General features: G+C 71.3%; 14 protein-coding genes. 8 read left to right on the plus strand and 6 right to left on the minus strand.

What is annotated here, in order from left to right:
- Nucleotides 1-6: 6 nt before the first annotated feature.
- From BLT21_RS12600 to BLT21_RS12615, 4 genes are read right to left on the minus strand one after another with little or no spacing between them, the layout of a single operon-like run.
- Nucleotides 7-972, minus strand: a complete 966-nt coding sequence (locus BLT21_RS12600; protein ID WP_091502675.1) for an AAA family ATPase — start codon at nucleotides 970-972, stop codon at nucleotides 7-9.
- Nucleotides 969-2138: a DUF4350 domain-containing protein gene (locus BLT21_RS12605; protein ID WP_091502677.1), complete on the minus strand. Its 1170-nt coding sequence runs from the start codon at nucleotides 2136-2138 to the stop codon at nucleotides 969-971. The genes BLT21_RS12600 and BLT21_RS12605 overlap by 4 nt, the downstream gene beginning before the upstream one ends.
- Nucleotides 2135-2767: a DUF4129 domain-containing protein gene (locus BLT21_RS12610; protein WP_143024990.1), complete on the minus strand. Its 633-nt coding sequence runs from the start codon at nucleotides 2765-2767 to the stop codon at nucleotides 2135-2137. The genes BLT21_RS12605 and BLT21_RS12610 overlap by 4 nt, the downstream gene beginning before the upstream one ends.
- A complete protein-coding gene (locus BLT21_RS12615) occupies nucleotides 2764-4032 on the minus strand; it encodes a DUF7847 domain-containing protein (RefSeq protein ID WP_143024991.1) in 1269 nt (422 codons plus the stop codon). Before BLT21_RS12615 ends, BLT21_RS12610 begins: the two co-directional genes overlap by 4 nt.
- Before the next feature lie 141 nt (nucleotides 4033-4173).
- Here BLT21_RS12615 and mtrA point away from each other — a divergent pair, with 141 nt between their 5' ends.
- The 5 genes from mtrA (at nucleotide 4174) to hpf (ending at nucleotide 9717) form a co-directional block, all read left to right on the plus strand.
- The gene (mtrA, locus tag BLT21_RS12620; RefSeq protein ID WP_091502683.1) at nucleotides 4174-4854 is read left to right on the plus strand and encodes an MtrAB system response regulator MtrA; all 681 of its coding nucleotides are present in this window, start codon (nucleotides 4174-4176) and stop codon (nucleotides 4852-4854) included.
- 7 nt (nucleotides 4855-4861) lie between these two features.
- A complete protein-coding gene (gene mtrB, locus BLT21_RS12625; RefSeq protein WP_091502684.1) occupies nucleotides 4862-6532 on the plus strand; it encodes an MtrAB system histidine kinase MtrB in 1671 nt (556 codons plus the stop codon).
- The gene (locus BLT21_RS12630) at nucleotides 6532-8220 is read left to right on the plus strand and encodes an LpqB family beta-propeller domain-containing protein (RefSeq protein ID WP_091502686.1); all 1689 of its coding nucleotides are present in this window, start codon (nucleotides 6532-6534) and stop codon (nucleotides 8218-8220) included. The genes mtrB and BLT21_RS12630 overlap by 1 nt, the downstream gene beginning before the upstream one ends.
- Nucleotides 8221-8308: 88 nt before the next feature.
- Entirely contained in the window at nucleotides 8309-8965 is a 657-nt protein-coding gene (locus tag BLT21_RS12635) for a ComF family protein (protein ID WP_091502688.1), read from the plus strand.
- Between the two features lie 89 nt (nucleotides 8966-9054).
- Nucleotides 9055-9717, plus strand: a complete 663-nt coding sequence (gene hpf / locus BLT21_RS12640) for a ribosome hibernation-promoting factor, HPF/YfiA family (RefSeq protein ID WP_091502690.1) — start codon at nucleotides 9055-9057, stop codon at nucleotides 9715-9717.
- Nucleotides 9718-9786: 69 nt separating this feature from the next.
- Here the strand turns inward: hpf and BLT21_RS12645 are convergent, their stop codons facing one another.
- Nucleotides 9787-11118 carry a hypothetical protein gene (locus BLT21_RS12645; RefSeq protein ID WP_091502692.1) on the minus strand — a complete coding sequence of 444 codons (1332 nt, stop codon included), beginning with the start codon at nucleotides 11116-11118 and terminating at the stop codon, nucleotides 9787-9789.
- 160 nt (nucleotides 11119-11278) lie between these two features.
- On the opposite strand from BLT21_RS12645, the gene secA reads away from it, so the two are divergent.
- On the plus strand, nucleotides 11279-14065 hold the full coding sequence (gene secA, locus BLT21_RS12650; protein ID WP_091502694.1) for a preprotein translocase subunit SecA: 2787 nt from the start codon (nucleotides 11279-11281) through the stop codon (nucleotides 14063-14065).
- 60 nt (nucleotides 14066-14125) lie between these two features.
- Nucleotides 14126-15349: a pyridoxal phosphate-dependent aminotransferase gene (locus BLT21_RS12655; protein WP_091502696.1), complete on the plus strand. Its 1224-nt coding sequence runs from the start codon at nucleotides 14126-14128 to the stop codon at nucleotides 15347-15349.
- A gap of 18 nt (nucleotides 15350-15367) precedes the next feature.
- Here BLT21_RS12655 and BLT21_RS12660 read toward each other — a convergent pair whose 3' ends face one another.
- Nucleotides 15368-15808, minus strand: a complete 441-nt coding sequence (locus BLT21_RS12660; protein WP_091502699.1) for an Rv3235 family protein — start codon at nucleotides 15806-15808, stop codon at nucleotides 15368-15370.
- A gap of 133 nt (nucleotides 15809-15941) precedes the next feature.
- On the opposite strand from BLT21_RS12660, the gene BLT21_RS12665 reads away from it, so the two are divergent.
- Entirely contained in the window at nucleotides 15942-16523 is a 582-nt protein-coding gene (locus BLT21_RS12665; protein ID WP_091502701.1) for a hypothetical protein, read from the plus strand.
- Nucleotides 16524-16527 lie beyond the last annotated feature (4 nt).

A 16527-nucleotide genomic window follows, 5' to 3' on the forward strand; every position in this document is an offset into this window, starting at 1 on the left:
GGCGGCTCAGATCGGGACGCGCGTCTGCTGGAGAACCGACGTGAGGATGGTGTCGGCGGAGATTCCCTCGATCTCGGCGTCGGGACGCAGCTGCAGGCGGTGCCGCCAGGCGGGGACCAGCATCGTCTGCACGTGGTCGGGGGTGATGGCGGGGTAGCCACCCAGCCACGCCCACGCTTTCGCAGCGGCGAGCAGGGCGGTCGCCGCGCGCGGGCTCGCGCCCAGCTGCACGGACGGCGACTGCCGGGTGGCGCGCGCGAGGTCGACGACGTAGCCGAGCACGTCGTCCGAGACGTCCACCGCGGCCGCGGCCTGCTGCGCGGCGCGGATCTCGTCGGCGCTCACGACGGCGCGGACTCCGGCGGTCTCGAGCGACCCCGGTCGGAACCCGTCGGCGTGGCGGCGCAGTACGGCGACCTCGTCGTCGCGAGCGGGTACGTCGATCACGAGCTTCAACAGGAAGCGGTCGAGCTGCGCCTCGGGGAGCGTGTAGGTGCCCTCGTGCTCGACCGGGTTCTGCGTCGCGGCGACGAGGAACGGATCGGGCAGCGGACGCGAGACGCCGTCGGCGGAGACCTGCCGCTCCTCCATGGCCTCGAGGAGCGCCGCCTGCGTCTTGGGCGGGGTGCGGTTGATCTCGTCCGCGAGGAGCACGTTCGTGAAGACGGGACCGGAGCGGAACTCGAACTCCCCGCTGCGGGCGTCGTAGACGAGCGAGCCGGTGACGTCGCCCGGCATGAGATCGGGGGTGAACTGGATGCGGGTGGTGTCGAGCCCGACCGCTCTGCTGAACGTGCGCACGAGCAGCGTCTTGGCGACGCCCGGAACTCCTTCCAGCAGCACATGCCCGCGGCCGAGCAGGGCGATGAGGAGGCCCGTGACGGCCCCGTCCTGGCCGACGACGGCCTTGCCGACCTCGACACGGACGCGGTTCATCGCTTCGCGGAGGTCGCCGGATGCGGACTCGCTCATGGGGTGTTCCTTTCGGGACGGACGGATCGGATGACGGCCGCTTCGAGGTCGCGCAGGCGGTCGGCGGCGTCGACGAGCTCCCGATCGCTGCGGGGCAGGTCGTCGAGCAGGATGCCGCGGACGCGCGTGCGGTCGTCGCCGAGCCGGGCCGCGACCGCGTCGGCGATCGCCCCGGCATCGGAAGCGCCGAGCCCGAGACGACGGCCGAGGCGCCGCAGCGCGTCGCGGCGGAGCTGATCGAGGGCGTGGACGGGGTCGGCGGCGGCGGCGTACAGCCGCGCGCGGCCCTCGGTCGTCTCGGACGCCCGGACGGTGACGGGCAGGTTCTCGGCGACGAGCGGACCGAAGCGTCGACCCCGCCACAGGCCGGCGGCGACGACGGACCCGATGAGCAGCAGGATCGCGGGGGTCACCCAGGGCGGCGTGAGCTCGCCGAGCGTCGGCGCGGCGGTCAGCGACCCGTCGCCGATCGCCGGCAGGTACCAGACGACCGTGCCCTCGGAGCCCAGCAGGTTCAACCCCAGGGCGGCATTGCCGTTCTCGGTGAGACGTCCGTTCGTCAGCAGCGCGGTCGCGTCGAGGGCGATGGTGCGCTCGCCCCCTGTGACCGCGCCGACGAGGCCGTATCCGGCCCCCGCGGGGTAGCAGGCGACGCCGAGGTCGTCGCCGGAGAAGACCTCGCCAGGCTGCACGGGACCGCTGACGGCAGCCTCGGCCAGATCGCACGCGGGCGCGACGGTGTCGTCGGCCGCGAAGCCCGCGGTCTGCGCCCCATCGACGAGGAGCCGCAGGTCGCGCGTGCGCGGCTCGAGCAGCACGACACTGCCGGCGGTGGCGCGCAGCTGCTCGAGGTCGTCGTCGTCGAGCGGGGCCGTGTCGGCGATGGCCAGCGTCGCCTCGCCCCCCTCGAGCGCCGCGAGAGCCGCGGCGCGGTCGCGCGCGATCTCGACGTCGATCCCGCGGTCCCGCAACAGCTCGACCAGGGCGCGCGACCCGTCGGGGCCGGCGGCCTCGGGATCGAGAAGCCCCTGCGCGGGCATCGTATTGACGCCGGCTATGGCGGCTGCGGCGAGCCCGGCGACGAGCACGCCCGCGGCGAGCCCGAACCAGCCGAGCACGGCGCGCGTGCGCCGCGGCGCGTCGGCCGTCGGGACGGCGCCGCTCACACCGGGACCTCGGCCCGCGCGACGGCCAGGCGCTCGTCGAGGTCGCGGACGACCGCGTACGCCGCTTCGGTCCCCGGACGTCGCAGGTAGCGGACGTCGTCGAAGGAACGGGCGACACGGTCGAGCTCGGCACGCGACGCCGGAAAGGCGCGTGCGGCCTCGGCGGCGAACCGGTGCACCGTCGCGCCGGGGGAGGTCTCGACGATCGTGCGCTCGGCGAGACCGCGCGCGAGCGCACGCACCCGCAGCACGACCGCCTCGTCCCACGCGTCCCGGCGCGCAGCCTCTTCGGCGTCCCGGCGGAGCCGTGCCGCGTCGCGCGTCTCGTCCTCGCCGAAGAGCGGGACCGCAGCCCGCGATCGGACGACGGCGCGCGGCCGTCCCCAGATCACGATGGCCGCGGCCACGACGAGGAGGAGGACCACGATCGCCCCGACCGCGAGCCACGGCCCGAGCGTCGCGGGGACCTGTCCGGTGAAGAGCGCGGCGAAGAACTCGCCGACGCTCCGAGCGAACCGGTCGATCGGGGTGGGCTCGGCCTGCCGGTAGGCGGACTTCGACAGCTCCGACTCGGCCCAGCGGCGTGCCTCGTCGGGGTCGGGTGCGATCGGTGCGGCGAAGAGGCTCATGGGCGATCGGAGCCGGGCGCGGTCCACGCGGTCGGCGACGGCGGCTCCGGGGGACCCGCCGCGGGCGAGGCGCCGTCCGACTGGTCGCGCTGCGCGGGCTCGGCGGTCGGCGCGGCACCGGCGGGCGCGCCGTACGCGGTCGGCGGCGCGTACCCGGGCTGCCCCGGGAAGACCGGGCCCCACGCCGGGTCGGGCTGGCCCGTGGGCTGCGGCCACCGTCCGCCCATCTCGCGACCGACGTTGCGGCGGTAAGGATCGGGTGGGTCGACCACACCGGCGTCGCGCTGGTCGACGTAGGCCGACAGATCGAGGTCGAGTCCTTCGCGCCGCATCCGGCAGTCGACGTAGACGAGCGCACCGGCGGTGGACTGCACGATGACGGCGATCGTCTGGATGAGGGTGACGAACGCCTGCGCGAAGAGCGTGCCGACCAGCAGCGCGATGATCTGACCCGGCTCGGGGTCGCCGGTGGGGGTGATCACCGAGGTCAGGCCCATCGTCACGAACGAGAACGGCACGCTGATGACCTGGGCGAGGATGCCGAAACTCATCGAGATGACGACGATGATGCCGAGCGTCGGCCAGAACCGTCCCCGCGTGAGCGTCCAGGAGCGCGAGATCGCGCCGAAGACGGTCGCGTGCTCGAGGACGATCGCGGCGGGCACGAGCAGAAGCTTGGTGCTGAGCCACAGGCTCAGCGGGATGGACGACAGGGCAAGCACGATCGCGAGCACGATCCCGACCCACCCGACGCTCACGGTCAGGGCGACGATCCCCGCGGCGAGGATGCCGACGACCACGGCGACGATGAGGAACACGAGCGCGGCGTAGCCGATCAGGCGCCCGGCCACCGGCTTGACCCGCCCCCACAGGGTCGCGAGGGTGTGCTTCTCGGCGAGCACCGCCTGGGCGACCTCGCTCACCACGACGCCCTGCACGATCACGCCGAGCGCGCTCGAGGCGAGCGAGAGCACGAGGGCCGTGGCGCCGCTGATGGCGATCGACCCGGCCAGCACGGTCTCGAACTCGTCGGTGCCGGGCTGCAGTGAGGCGAGACGGCCGAACGTGGCGAAGCCGACCGTGACGATGCCGGCCGTGGCGAGCAGGATCGCCGCCGTCTGCACGACGAGCGCGAAGCCGAGCAGGACACGGGGATTCTGACGCAGCGCCGAGAACGACCGGCCCAGGATGACACCGAAGGAAAGCGGGTGGAGCGGGATGATGCCGGGACGCGGGGCGGGCGTCCACGCTGGGTATGCCGTCACGATGCACTCCTGGACAGTCGGCTCGGTCGCACCCATCGTGTCACACGCGTCTCGGCCGGCCGGAGTCGACGGCTCGGGCGTCGGGTACGGTGAATACGCGCACGTCGCGCGCGAGCCCGAGCCGAAAGACGAACGCCGCCCATGACTTCTCGCATCCTGGTGGTCGATGACGACACCGCTCTGGCGGAGATGATCGGCATCGTGCTGCGCACCGAGGGGTTCGACACGGTGTTCTGCGCCGACGGCGCCGCGGCCGTCGACGCGTGGCGCACCGAGAAGCCCGACCTGATCCTGCTCGACCTGATGCTCCCCGGTATCGACGGCATCGAGATCTGCACGCGCGTGCGCGCCGAGTCCGGCATCCCGATCATCATGCTCACCGCCCGCACCGACACGGCGGACGTCGTCCGCGGACTCGAGTCCGGTGCCGACGACTACATCGTCAAGCCCTTCAACCCGAAGGAGCTCGTCGCCCGCATCCGCACGCGGTTGCGTCCCGTGGTCGCCGCCGCGTCGGAGTCGCTCCGCATCGGCGACCTCGTCGTCGACGTCGAGGGTCACGAGGTGCGCCGGGGCGCCGAGGCGATCGCCCTCACCCCCCTCGAGTTCGAGCTGCTCGTCGCGCTCGCCTCGAAGCCGCAGCAGGTGTTCTCGCGCGAGATGCTCCTCGAACAGGTGTGGGGCTACCACTACAAGGCCGACACCCGACTGGTGAACGTCCACGTGCAGCGGCTGCGCGCCAAGGTCGAGATCGACCCGGACAATCCCCGCATCGTCACGACCGTCCGCGGGGTCGGCTACCGCGCCGGCGCCGTGATCTGATCCGCCGATGCCCATCCGCACCGTCACGACGGCGACGGTCGCGACGCACGGCTGGCGCTCGTGGCCCCGGCGCCTCGCCCGCACCTGGCGGCGTTCGCTGCGGTTCCGGACCGTCGCGATCACCCTCGGCGCCACCGCGTTGACGATCACCGTGGCGCTCGTGTGGATGTCGCTCGCGATCCAGAACGACCTCTTCGAGTCGCGGACGACCCAGTTGCTGGCCGAGGCGCAGCGCGCGACGCTGTCGGCGCAGTCGACGCTCGACGCCGCCGAGGTCGGGGGAGACGTCGTCGCGATCGACAACCTCATGGAGAGCGTGCGCACGTCGATCCAGCGGCAGTCCTCGACCGATCGCATCGCCGCGTTCCGCATCTCCTCCGAGCCCTCGTCCATCGCGCCGCAGGACTTCGACTCAGCCGGGCTCCCCGCCGACCGCATCAGCGACGATCTGCGCGACCGGGTGCAGAGCGATGACGAGCTGCAGTGGTGGCAGCCCGTCGGCTTCGCGGTCGACGACGGCGGTCAGGTTCCGGGCATCGTCGTCGGGCAGCAGATCGTGCTGCCCGAGGTGGGGGCATACGAGCTCTACCTCGGGTACGACCTCGCCGGAGAGGCGCAGACGCTCGCGTTCGTGCAGATCACGCTCTGGATCGTCGGGGTCGGGCTCGTCGTCCTCATCGGCGCGATCTCGTGGATCGTGCTGCGCTCTGTGACCGAGCCGATCGCTCAGGCGGCGGAGAGCAGCTCGAAGCTCGCGTCCGGCGACCTCGCCGTGCGGCTGCAGGTGCGGGGCGAGGACGAGTTCGCGACGCTGGGCCGCTCGTTCAACGCGATGGCCGACAGCATCGAGTCGCAGATCAAGGAGCTCGCCGAGCTGTCGCAGGTCCAGCAGCGCTTCGTGTCGGACGTCTCGCACGAGCTGCGGACGCCGCTGACGACGATCCGGCTCGCGTCCGACATGCTCAACGATCGGCGCGAGGACTTCGACCCCGTGGCCGGTCGAGCGGCCGAGCTGTTGCACGACCAGGTGCACCGGTTCGAGGTGCTCCTCACCGACCTGCTCGAGATCAGCCGCTACGACGCCGGCTCCGTCCAGCTCGAGAGCGAGCCGACGAGTATGACGCAGCTCGCCGAGGACGTGATCGCGTCGATGGTCCAGCTCGCCGAACAGCACGGCAGCGACGTCCGTCTGGTCGCCCCCGGCGGGTACTCACCGGTGGAGATGGATCCCCGACGGGTGCGGCGCATCGTGCGCAACCTCCTGGGGAACGCGATCGAGCACGGGGAGGGACGCCCCATCGTCGTGAGCGTCGACAGTGACGCGCGCGCCGTCGCGATCGGGGTGCGCGATTACGGCCTCGGGATGCGGCCGGCGGATGCCGAGCGGGTGTTCGACCGCTTCTGGCGTGCCGATCCGTCGCGCAAGCGCACGATCGGCGGCACCGGGCTGGGACTCTCGATCGCGCTCGGAGACGCCCGTTTGCACGGCGGCACCCTCGCTGTGTGGTCCGAGCTCGGTCGCGGCACGAACTTCGTGCTCACCATCCCGCGCCGCAGCGACCCTCTCGACGGTCACTCGCCGATCCCGGTCGATCCCGGGGAAGACGGCGTACCCTTCGACGACTTGGGCCTCACCCAGCCCATCTCGCTGCCCCGACTCGCGAAAGGATCGTCCTGATGCGTCTCCGCTCGCGCGCGCGTCACGCCGTCGCCGTCGTCGTGGCGATGATGTCCGCGCTGCTGCTCGCCGGCTGCACGGGGTTGCCGACCTCGGGAGCGGTCGTCGCTGGCGCGCCGATCGACGAAGAGGCCGGGTCGGTCGACTTCTCGTTCCTGCCCGACGATCCGCCGCCGGGTGCGACGCCGCAGCAGATCGTCGCAGGGTTCCTCGCCGCCGGGTCGGGCCCGCGCGACGACTGGGGCACCGCGCGCCAGTTCCTCGCGCCCGACTTCCGGTCGTCCTGGCAGCCGACCGCACGCGCGACCGTCGACCTCCCCGGCGAGCGGGTGTACACCGTCGCCGGAGACGGGACCGTGACGGTCTCGATCACCGCCGAGGCGTCGGTCGACGCGACCGGTGCCCTCTCGGTGGCGGACGGCGGGTCGATGCCCCTGGCGTTCAGCCTCGTCGACGTGGACGGCGAGTGGCGCATCTCGGACGCCCCCGACGGTGTGGTGCTCGATCGCGCCCGTTTCCAGGCGGTGTTCCGGGAGTACTCGGTCATGTACTTCGACCGGTCGTGGTCGTACCTGGTCCCCGACCGCCGCTGGTTCCCCGCGACGAACGCCGCGACGCACATCGCCGAGGCGCTGATCGACGGCGACCCGAGCCCGTGGCTCTCGGGTGCGGTGTACTCCGCCTTCCCCGAGAGCCTCGAGCTGGCGACGCGGGCCGTGCCTCTCGACTCCGGCGTCGCCCAGGTGCCGCTTTCGCAGTCGGCTCTCGCGATCGTGCCCGAGACGCGCAACCGGATGCAGGCGCAGCTCGAGGCGAGCCTGCAGTCCGCGGGCATCCGCGAGGCGCAGATGTCGGTCGACGGTGAACCGGTCGCGGCACAGGCGGTCGACGTGCGGCCGACCCGGGTCGACGTCCGGCCGCTCGTGCTCACCGACGACGCCTTCGGGTTCCTCTCCGGATCCGAGATCGAGCCGGTGCCGGGGCTGTCCGAGGCCATCGCCGATCTCGAGGCCGAAGCGATCCAGGTGGGTGCCGACCGCCGGGCCGCGGCAGTGCGCACGACCTCGGGGGCGGTGGTGCGTGCACGCGACGACGCGACCTTCGAGGTGGTCGACGAGCGGGCCGGGCTCGTCGACCCGACGATCGATCCGCAGGGATTCATCTGGACCGTACCCGGCGGGTCCCCGTCGGCCCTCCTGGCGACGGGGGCCGACGGAACCGTTGTCCCCATCGCCGACGCGTGGCCGGGCGCCTCCCAGATCTCCAGCATCGAGGTCTCGCGCGACGGCACGCGGATCGCCGCCCTGGTGCGCGACGGATCGCGGCCGGCGCTGTGGATCGCCGGCGTCCTGCGCGACGATAGCGGCGCCCCGGTGGGGCTCGGCGACCGGGAGACCATCGCGCAGCTGCCCGGCACCGGTCTCGCCGCGAGCTGGGTCGACGCGTCCACCATCGCGGTGCTGGCCGAGGACGGCGACGGCGACGTCGTCATCTCGCAGTCCGTCGGCGGCTTCGGCGAGTTCACCACGGCGCCTGCGGGAGCCGTGTCGATCGCTGCGACGAACCAGCTGAGGGCGGTGCGCGTGCTCGACGGCGACGGGGTGCTGTACGCGCAGAAGGGACAGGCCTGGCCGCCCGCGGCCGAGGGCATCCGGGTGCTCGCCGGTCAGCAGGGCTCCCCGCGCTGACGCCTCCCCGACGTGCGGTTCTCAGCCGCGGTGAACACGGGGACGTCAACGCCCGCTGCATCGCGCACGGCCGTTCGATCCTGGAGCGATGGATCCGATCGACCCGCGCCGCTCCCGCTGGCGCGACCATCTCGCCGATGCCCTCGACTTCGTCATGCCCGTCTGGTGCGCGTCGTGCGACGAGCCGGGGCGGATACTCTGCGCACGCTGCCTGGCGACCCTCCCGCAGCCGGAGTGCCGCCAGATCGACGGCCTCGACGTGTGGAGCGTCACGCGGTACGAAGCCGCGGCGGGGCGCATCGTCCGCGCGCTGAAGGAGGCGGGCACCACGGGTCTCGCGCGGCCGCTCGGTGGAGCGCTGTCGCAGCTCCTCATCGGGGCAGGCTGGTGCGACCTGGAGCTGGTCCCGGTACCGACCTCTCGCGCGGGCCTGCGGCGCCGCGGCTATGCCGTTCCCGATCTGCTCGCGCGCCGCACCGGTGCGCCGGTGCGGCGGTTGTTGCGGCTGCAGCGGCGCGTGGCCGATCAACGGCGTCTCGGTCGCGCAGACCGGCAGCGGAACGTCGCGGGATCGTTCGTCGCCCATCCCGGTGACGGCCCCGTCGTGGTGCTCGACGACGTCGTGACGACCGGCGCGACGCTGCTCGAGGCGCGCCGTGCGTTGCGTGCCGCAGGCCGGGACGTGTTGGGTGCGGTGGTCGTCGCCGACACGCCGCGGCGGGTTTCCCCGGCGGTCGAAGAGTGACAACCGGCGCGCTCGCCGCTAGCGTGGGGGAGACCAAGGCGAACGAAGGTCCGCCCTTGAACCGGGCGGACCGGAGCAAGGAGGTCAGGATGGAAAACAGCATCGTCGGCGTCGGAGTCGGGATCACGGATCGCTTCCGCACGGTGGCTGAAGAGAAGTCCAGTCGGATCGAGACGCTCGCGCCCCGCGCGCAGAGTCTCGACATCAAGGTCACGCACCGCGCGTATCGAAACGGGCGCATGGATGACGAGACCGTTGAGCTGACCCTCACCGGAAAGGGACCGCTCGTCCGGGCCGAGGCCACGGACGGCGACAAGTTCGTCGCCCTCGACCTCGCGGTCGACAAGCTCGTCGAGCAGCTGCGGCGTGCGAAGGACAAGCGGGTGGACGCCCGCAACCATCCGCGCGGAGCCAAGCTCGACAAGGGCACGGGCTCCCTCGCGGGCATCGACGTGGAACCTGCCTCGGTCGAGGTGCTGCGGGCCGTCGCGACGGGCGAGGTGCCCGTCATCGGAGACCCGGCGGACGACGAGGACTACAGCCCCGTCGTCATCCGCACGAAGGAGTTCGGCGCCGAGTGGATGACGGTCGAGGAGGCCGTCGACCGGATGGAGCTGGTCGGTCACGACTTCTTCCTCTTCATCAACGCGCGTACCGATCACCCGAGTGTCGTCTACCGCCGCAAGGGCTGGGACTACGGCGTCATCTCGCTGACCGCCGCCGCTCCGCCGGAGGCCGAGCTGGCGTCCTGACCTCGGAGACGACGGGGGCGGGTGTCGTGATGGCACCCGCCCCCGTCGTCCGTCTGCCGGTGTCGCGGTTCAGTCGAACATGCCGTCGAGCATGCTCCCGATCACGAGGCCCCCGAGAATGCCGCCGACCATGTTCCCGCCGCCACCGCCGCCGCGGCCGCCCCAGCCGCCGCCGGGTCCTCCGGGTCCGCCCCAGCCGTCGTTGGGTCGTGAGCCGTCGATGTCGCGCTGAGCGAGCTGCAGCGCCTCGCCGGCGAGTGCGGCGCAGCGTCGTGCGTCGGCGAGCGCCTGCTCGCGATCGTCCTCGGCGATCGGTCCCGCCGGAGCGAGTCCGAAGCGCAGGCTCTCGGCCTCGGCGAGACGGGTCCGTGCATCGGCGCCGATCCAGCCGCGGTGGCCGGCGATCACGCTTCGGGCCACGGAGAGCTGCCGGTCGGCGTCGTCGATGGCGTGACGGACGTGGCTCTCCGGGGGGAGGGGGCGGGCGGCACGCTCACGGGCCGTGTCGACCGCGACGTCGAGTGCGGCGTTCTTCTCGCGGAGCATCGAGAGCTCGGCGAAGGGGTCGCCCTTCGAGCCGGCGGGGCTGACGCGGGTCAGGGCCTGCTGCAGCTCGGCCATCGCCGTCGTGACGGCGGGGGTCTGCGGGGCGCTGCGGGCCACGACGAGGTCGTCGCGGGAGTCGGCGACGACGTCGGCGAGGGTGGACTGCGCCCGGAGCGCCTCGACCTCGAAGTCGTCGACCGCGTCGAGGAGGGTCCGCGCACGTCGCACGGCCTCCGTGGCGGTCTCGAGTGCGATGTTGGCCGGGCCGCGCTCGCCCGCCGCCCGGCGGCGCTCGGCGACATCCGCGCCGTGCTCCGCGAACTCGAGCAGTCCGGCAGCCTCGTCGGCGTTGCCGCCGACCCGGTTGAGGGCGTCCGGGTGGTAACGACCCGAGACCCGCTCGATGACGGAGCGCGCCGGCTCGACCCGGTCTCGCAGAGCGACGACGTCGCTTCGGATGCCCGCGAGGATCTCGGGAGCGCGTCGGGCCCGCTCGATCGCCTCGGACAGCGCGGAGGTGCGGTCGTCGAGGAGATCCTGCGCCCACTCGCAGAGCTGCACGATGCGTGCGTTGCGTGTGCGCACCTCGTCCGGGGTGTCCGGGATCTCGTCGTGGTTGAGCTGCTTGAGGTGGAACGCCTCGCCCAGGTGGTGCCGGACCGCGGCGATCGCCTCGCGCAGCGACGCGGTGGCATCCTCGCCGAGCTCGGCCTCGGCGAAGATCATCTCGTCGCTCGTGACGCGCAGGCGCTCGTCGGCGGCGACGAGAGCCACGTCGGCCTCATGGGCGAGGTTCGCGGCCGCGTCGGCGACTTCCTGCTGTTCCCGCTTGCGTCTGCCCCAGAATCCAGCCATGTCACGATCCTAGGTCCGCGCCGGTCCGCTGCGGATGGCGGGGGCGCCCACTCGCAGGCGACGCCAAGGTCACGGGCCGATAACATGGCTCCATATGCCCGTGCGTACGCGCGGGCGCGGCCGACGTGGCGTCGGCGCACCCGATAGATGGAGATACGCCGTGGCCAATCCCCTCGAGAAACTGCTCCGCGCCGGTGAGGGCCGAGTGCTCCGCCGCCTGCAGCAGATCGTCAAGGCCGTGGGCGCGCTCGAAGAGGACTACGCGCACCTCACCGACGAGGAACTGCGCAACGAGACCGTCGAGCTCCGTGCCCGGTACGAGGCCGGCGAGACGCTCGACCGGCTCATGCCCGAGGCGTTCGCCGCCGTCCGCGAGGCCGCCAAGCGCACGCTCGGCCAGCGTCCCTACGACGTCCAGGTCATGGGTGGGGCCGCGCTCCACCTCGGCAACATCGCGGAGATGAAGACCGGTGAGGGCAAGACTCTCACGGCGACCTTCGCGGCCTACCTGAACGCCATCGCCGGCCAGGGCGTGCACGTCATCACCGTCAACGACTTCCTCGCGTCGTACCAGTCGGAGCTCATGGGCCGCGTCTACCGTGCCCTCGGCATGACGACGGGCACGATCGTCGCCGGGCAGACGCCCGAGGTGCGCCGTGCCCAGTACGCCGCCGACATCACCTACGGCACGAACAACGAGTTCGGCTTCGACTACCTGCGCGACAACATGGCGTGGCGTCGCGAGGACCTCGTGCAGCGCGGCCACTTCTTCGCCGTCGTCGACGAGGTCGACTCGATCCTCATCGACGAGGCTCGCACGCCCCTCATCATCTCGGGCCCGTCGTCGGGTGAGGCGAACCGCTGGTTCGTCGAGTTCGCGCGCGTCGCCACGACGCTCGAGCCCGGCGTCGACTACGAGGTCGACGAGAAGAAGCGCACGGTGGGTGTGCTCGAGCCCGGCATCGAGAAGGTCGAGGACTACCTCGGCATCGACAACCTCTACGAGTCGGCGAACACCCCGCTGATCTCGTTCCTCAACAACTCGATCAAGGCGCGCGCGCTCTTCAAGCGCGACACCGACTACGTCGTCATGAACGACGAGGTCATGATCGTCGACGAGCACACCGGCCGCATCCTCGTCGGGCGGCGCTACAACGAGGGCATCCACCAGGCCATCGAGGCGAAGGAGGGGGTGCCGGTCAAGGCCGAGAACCAGACCCTCGCGACCGTCACGCTGCAGAACTACTTCCGGCTCTACGACAAGCTCTCGGGCATGACCGGTACCGCCGAGACCGAGGCCGCCGAGTTCATGTCGACCTACAAGCTCGGCGTCGTTCCGATCCCCACCAACAAGCCGATGATCCGCAAGGATCAGCCCGATCTCGTCTATAAGAACGAGACGGCGAAGTTCGCGCAGGTCGTCGAGGACATCGTCGAGCGTCACGCCGGCGGCCAGCCCGTCCTCGTCGGCACGACGAGCGTCGAGAAGAGCGAGTACCTGTCGCGCCTGCTCGCGAAGAAGGGCGTCAAGCACGAGGTCCTCAACGCGAAGAACCACGCGCGCGAGGCCGAGGTCGTCGCCCGCGCCGGACGTCTGGGTGCCGTCACCGTCGCGACCAACATGGCCGGCCGCGGTACCGACGTCATGCTCGGCGGCAACGCCGAGTTCCTCGCCGTGCAGGAGATGAAGTCGCGCGGCCTCGACCCGGTCGAGACGCCGGACGAGTACGAGTCCGCGTGGGACGAGGTGTTCGCCTCGGTCCGCGACACGGTCGCCGAAGAGGCTGCCAAGGTCGTCGCGGCCGGCGGTCTCTACGTTCTCGGCACGGAGCGCCACGAGTCCCGTCGTATCGACAACCAGCTGCGCGGCCGGTCCGGCCGTCAGGGCGACCCCGGCGAGAGCCGCTTCTATCTGTCGCTCACGGACGACCTCATGCGTCTGTTCCAGTCGGGAGCCGCCGAGGCGATCCTCGCGCGCACGAACTTCCCCGAGGACGTCGCGATCGAGTCGTCCATGGTCTCCCGGGCGATCAAGAGCGCCCAGTCGCAGGTCGAGGCGCGCAACGCCGAGATCCGCAAGAACGTCCTCAAGTACGACGACGTCCTCAATCGGCAGCGCGAGGCGATCTACACCGATCGTCGTCAGGTGCTGCACGGAGACGATCTGTCGGAGCGTGTGCAGCACTTCGTCGAGGACGCCATCAGCGCCGTCATCGACGACCACACCTCGTCGGGCCACACCGAGAGCTGGGACTTCGACGCCCTGTGGACCGAGCTCAAGACCCTCTACCCGGTCGGCGTCACGATCGACGAGGTCGTCTCGGAGGCGGGGAACAAGGGCCGCATCACGCCCGAGGTCCTCAAGCGCGAGCTTCTCTCCGACGCGAAGATCGCGTACCAGAACCGCGAGGAGTCGCTCGGTGAGCCGGCGATGCGCGAGCTGGAGCGCCGCGTGGTGCTGCAGGTGCTCGACCGCCGCTGGCGAGACCACCTCTACGAGATGGACTACCTCAAGGACGGCATCGGTCTGCGCGCCATGGCTCAGCGCGACCCGCTCATCGAGTACCAGCGCGAGGGCTACGAGATGTTCCAGTCGATGATGAGCCAGATCAAGGAGGAGTCGGTCGGCTTCCTCTACAACCTCGAGGTCGAGGTGCGTTCGCCCGAGAGCGGCGACGTCGACGCGAAGGGCCTGGCCCCGACACCCGTCGAGACGCAGAAGCTCGAGTACTCGGCGCCGAGCGACACCGGGTCGGGCGAGGTCGAGGTGCGCAACGACCGCGGCCAGGTCCAGAAGTCCGCCACCGCGAAGGCGCGTCAGCAGGCCACCGAGCAGGACGCCCCGGCCGACGCTCCGCGGGGCTCCTTCGGTCAGAAGGTCGCATCCGACGACGCCGACGAAGCGGGCAACCGTGCCGCCCGTCGCGCCGCGGGCAAGAAGAAGTGACCTCCCGAGCGGGCCACGCATCGTCGATCGGCCCGCTCGGCCCCCCGATATCCTGATCGGATGAAGCGCCGTACCCTCGACCAGTCATCCAAGCTCAAGGACGTCCTCTACGAGATCCGTGGCAGCGCCCTGGCCGAGGCCGACCGTCTCGAGGCCGACGGACACCGGGTGCTGAAGCTGAACACCGGCAACCCCGCGATCTTCGGATTCGAGGCGCCGTTCCAGATCGTGCGCGACATGATCGAATCGGTGCCGCACGCCCACGGCTACAGCGACAGCCGCGGCATCCTCTCCGCGCGACGTGCCGTCGTCTCGCGCTATGAGCAGGTGCCCGGGTTCCCGCACGTCGACCCCGACGACGTGTATCTCGGCAACGGTGTCTCCGAACTCATCACCATGACGATGCAGTCGCTCCTCGACGAGGGCGACGAGGTGCTCATCCCCGCCCCCGACTATCCGCTGTGGACGGCCATGACGAGCCTCGGGGGCGGCAAGCCCGTGCACTACCTGTGCGACGCGACCCAGGGCTGGGAGCCCGACCTCGACGACATCCGGTCGAAGGTGACGCCGCAGACCAAGGCCATCGTCGTCATCAACCCGAACAACCCGACGGGGGCGGTCTACAGCCGCGAGGTGCTCGAGGGCATCGTCGAGATCGCGCGCGAGCACTCCCTGCTGCTCCTCTCCGACGAGATCTACGACCGCATCCTGTACGACGGGGCCACCCACATCCCGCTCGCGACGCTCGCTCCCGATCTGCTCTGCCTGACCTTCAACGGCCTCTCCAAGACCTACCGCGTCGCGGGATACCGGTCGGGGTGGCTCGTGATCACGGGACCGAAGGCGCACGCCAAGGGCTTCCTCGAAGGCATCCAGCTGCTCGCCTCGACGCGCCTGTGCCCGAACGTCCCGGCGCAGTACGCCGTGCAGGCGGCGCTGTCGGGGGTGCAGTCGATCGAGGCGCTCATCGCCCCGACGGGTCGGCTCCACGAGCAGCGGGATGCCGCATGGAAGGGGCTCGAGAGCATCCCCGGCGTCACCTGCCACAAGCCCGAGGGCGCGCTCTACGCTTTTCCGCGGCTCGACCCCGAGGTGTACGACATCCACGACGACGGCAAGCTGGTCTACGACTTCCTGGTCGCGGAGCACGTGCTGCTGGTGCAGGGCACCGGCTTCAACTGGCCCGACCCGGATCACCTCCGCATCGTGACGCTGCCCGAGGCCCGCGTGCTCACCGAGGCGATCGAGCGGCTGGGCAACTTCCTGTCGTCGTACAAGCAGTAGCGCGCGACGACGGCGCCGTCACAGCAGCGCGAGCGACGTCGCACGCCACCGGCCGTCGAGTCCCTCGAGGCGCATGGCGACGGCGCGGGTGCGGTGCGGGGTGGTCACGACGACCGTCGCCTCGACGACGCCGTCCGCGGGCTCGCACAGCCGGACCGTGACGATCGAGTGCACCGGTCGTGACGGCGTCACCTGACGTGCGCTGCGCGCGCGGGCTGCGAGGTTGCTGCGCGTCACCAGCGCGCGGAAGGCGTCCTCGCTGAGCCACCGTGCGAGCTGCTCGACCTCGCGCACGCCGGCGAGGACCTCGAGCACACCACGGGTCAGGTTGCGTACGAGCGGCTCGGGATCGGGAAGGTCGGCGGTGGCCGTCGGCTGCGGTGCGAAGTACTCGGCGACGTCGAGCGAGGAACCGATACGGGGGTACCTGCGGGGGTGGTCGGCGCTCAGAGATGTCATCGCACGCACCTCCTCTCATCGGGGTCCAGTGATGCCGATGAGTACAGCACACTGCCGGATATGGCCGGATGAGAATCCTCCAACCTGTGGACAGTGCCCCCGGGCACGCCCATGCGCCCGCTAGCCTCGCCGCGTGCGATGGCAGCGGTTCTTCGAGGATCTCGAACTCCAGCTCGACTCCGAGTGGGAGGCCGAGCGTGCGGCGCTCGACACCGAGGCCGAACGACTGCGTTTGTCGCGGCTCGGCCTGCGCGAACGTCTCGTCGGTCTGATCGGAGACGACCTAGCGCTGGAAGTCCGCGCACCGGAGCCCGTGCGCGGCCGGCTGACCGGGGTGGGAGCCGATTGGGCGAGTCTCGACGTCGGCGACCGGCGCGGCGCGGCCATCGTGCCGATCCCGGCGGTCGACGCCATCATCGCGGCCGAGCCCGATCTCCTGCGCAGCGCTCGTCCCGCCGGAGCGCGGACCGGACTGTCCGATCGTATGGGCCTCGGCTTCGTCCTCCGCGACCTCGCTCGCCGCCGGATCGGTGTCCGCCTCGTCTGCGACGCGGGGCGGAGCTGGAGCGGCACGATCGACCGTGCCGGCGCCGACCATCTCGATCTCGCCGTGCACGAGGCCGGGGAGCCCCGGCGGGCGGCCGCGGTGACCGGCCACTGCCTGGTCGCCTTCTCCGCGATCCACGTGGTCCAGCTACGGGGCGAGGGCGCGTGAACCT

Origin of the sequence: Microbacterium sp. cf332 (genome assembly GCF_900102175.1) — a bacterium.
In the GTDB taxonomy this organism is placed as follows: Bacteria; Actinomycetota; Actinomycetes; order Actinomycetales; family Microbacteriaceae; genus Microbacterium.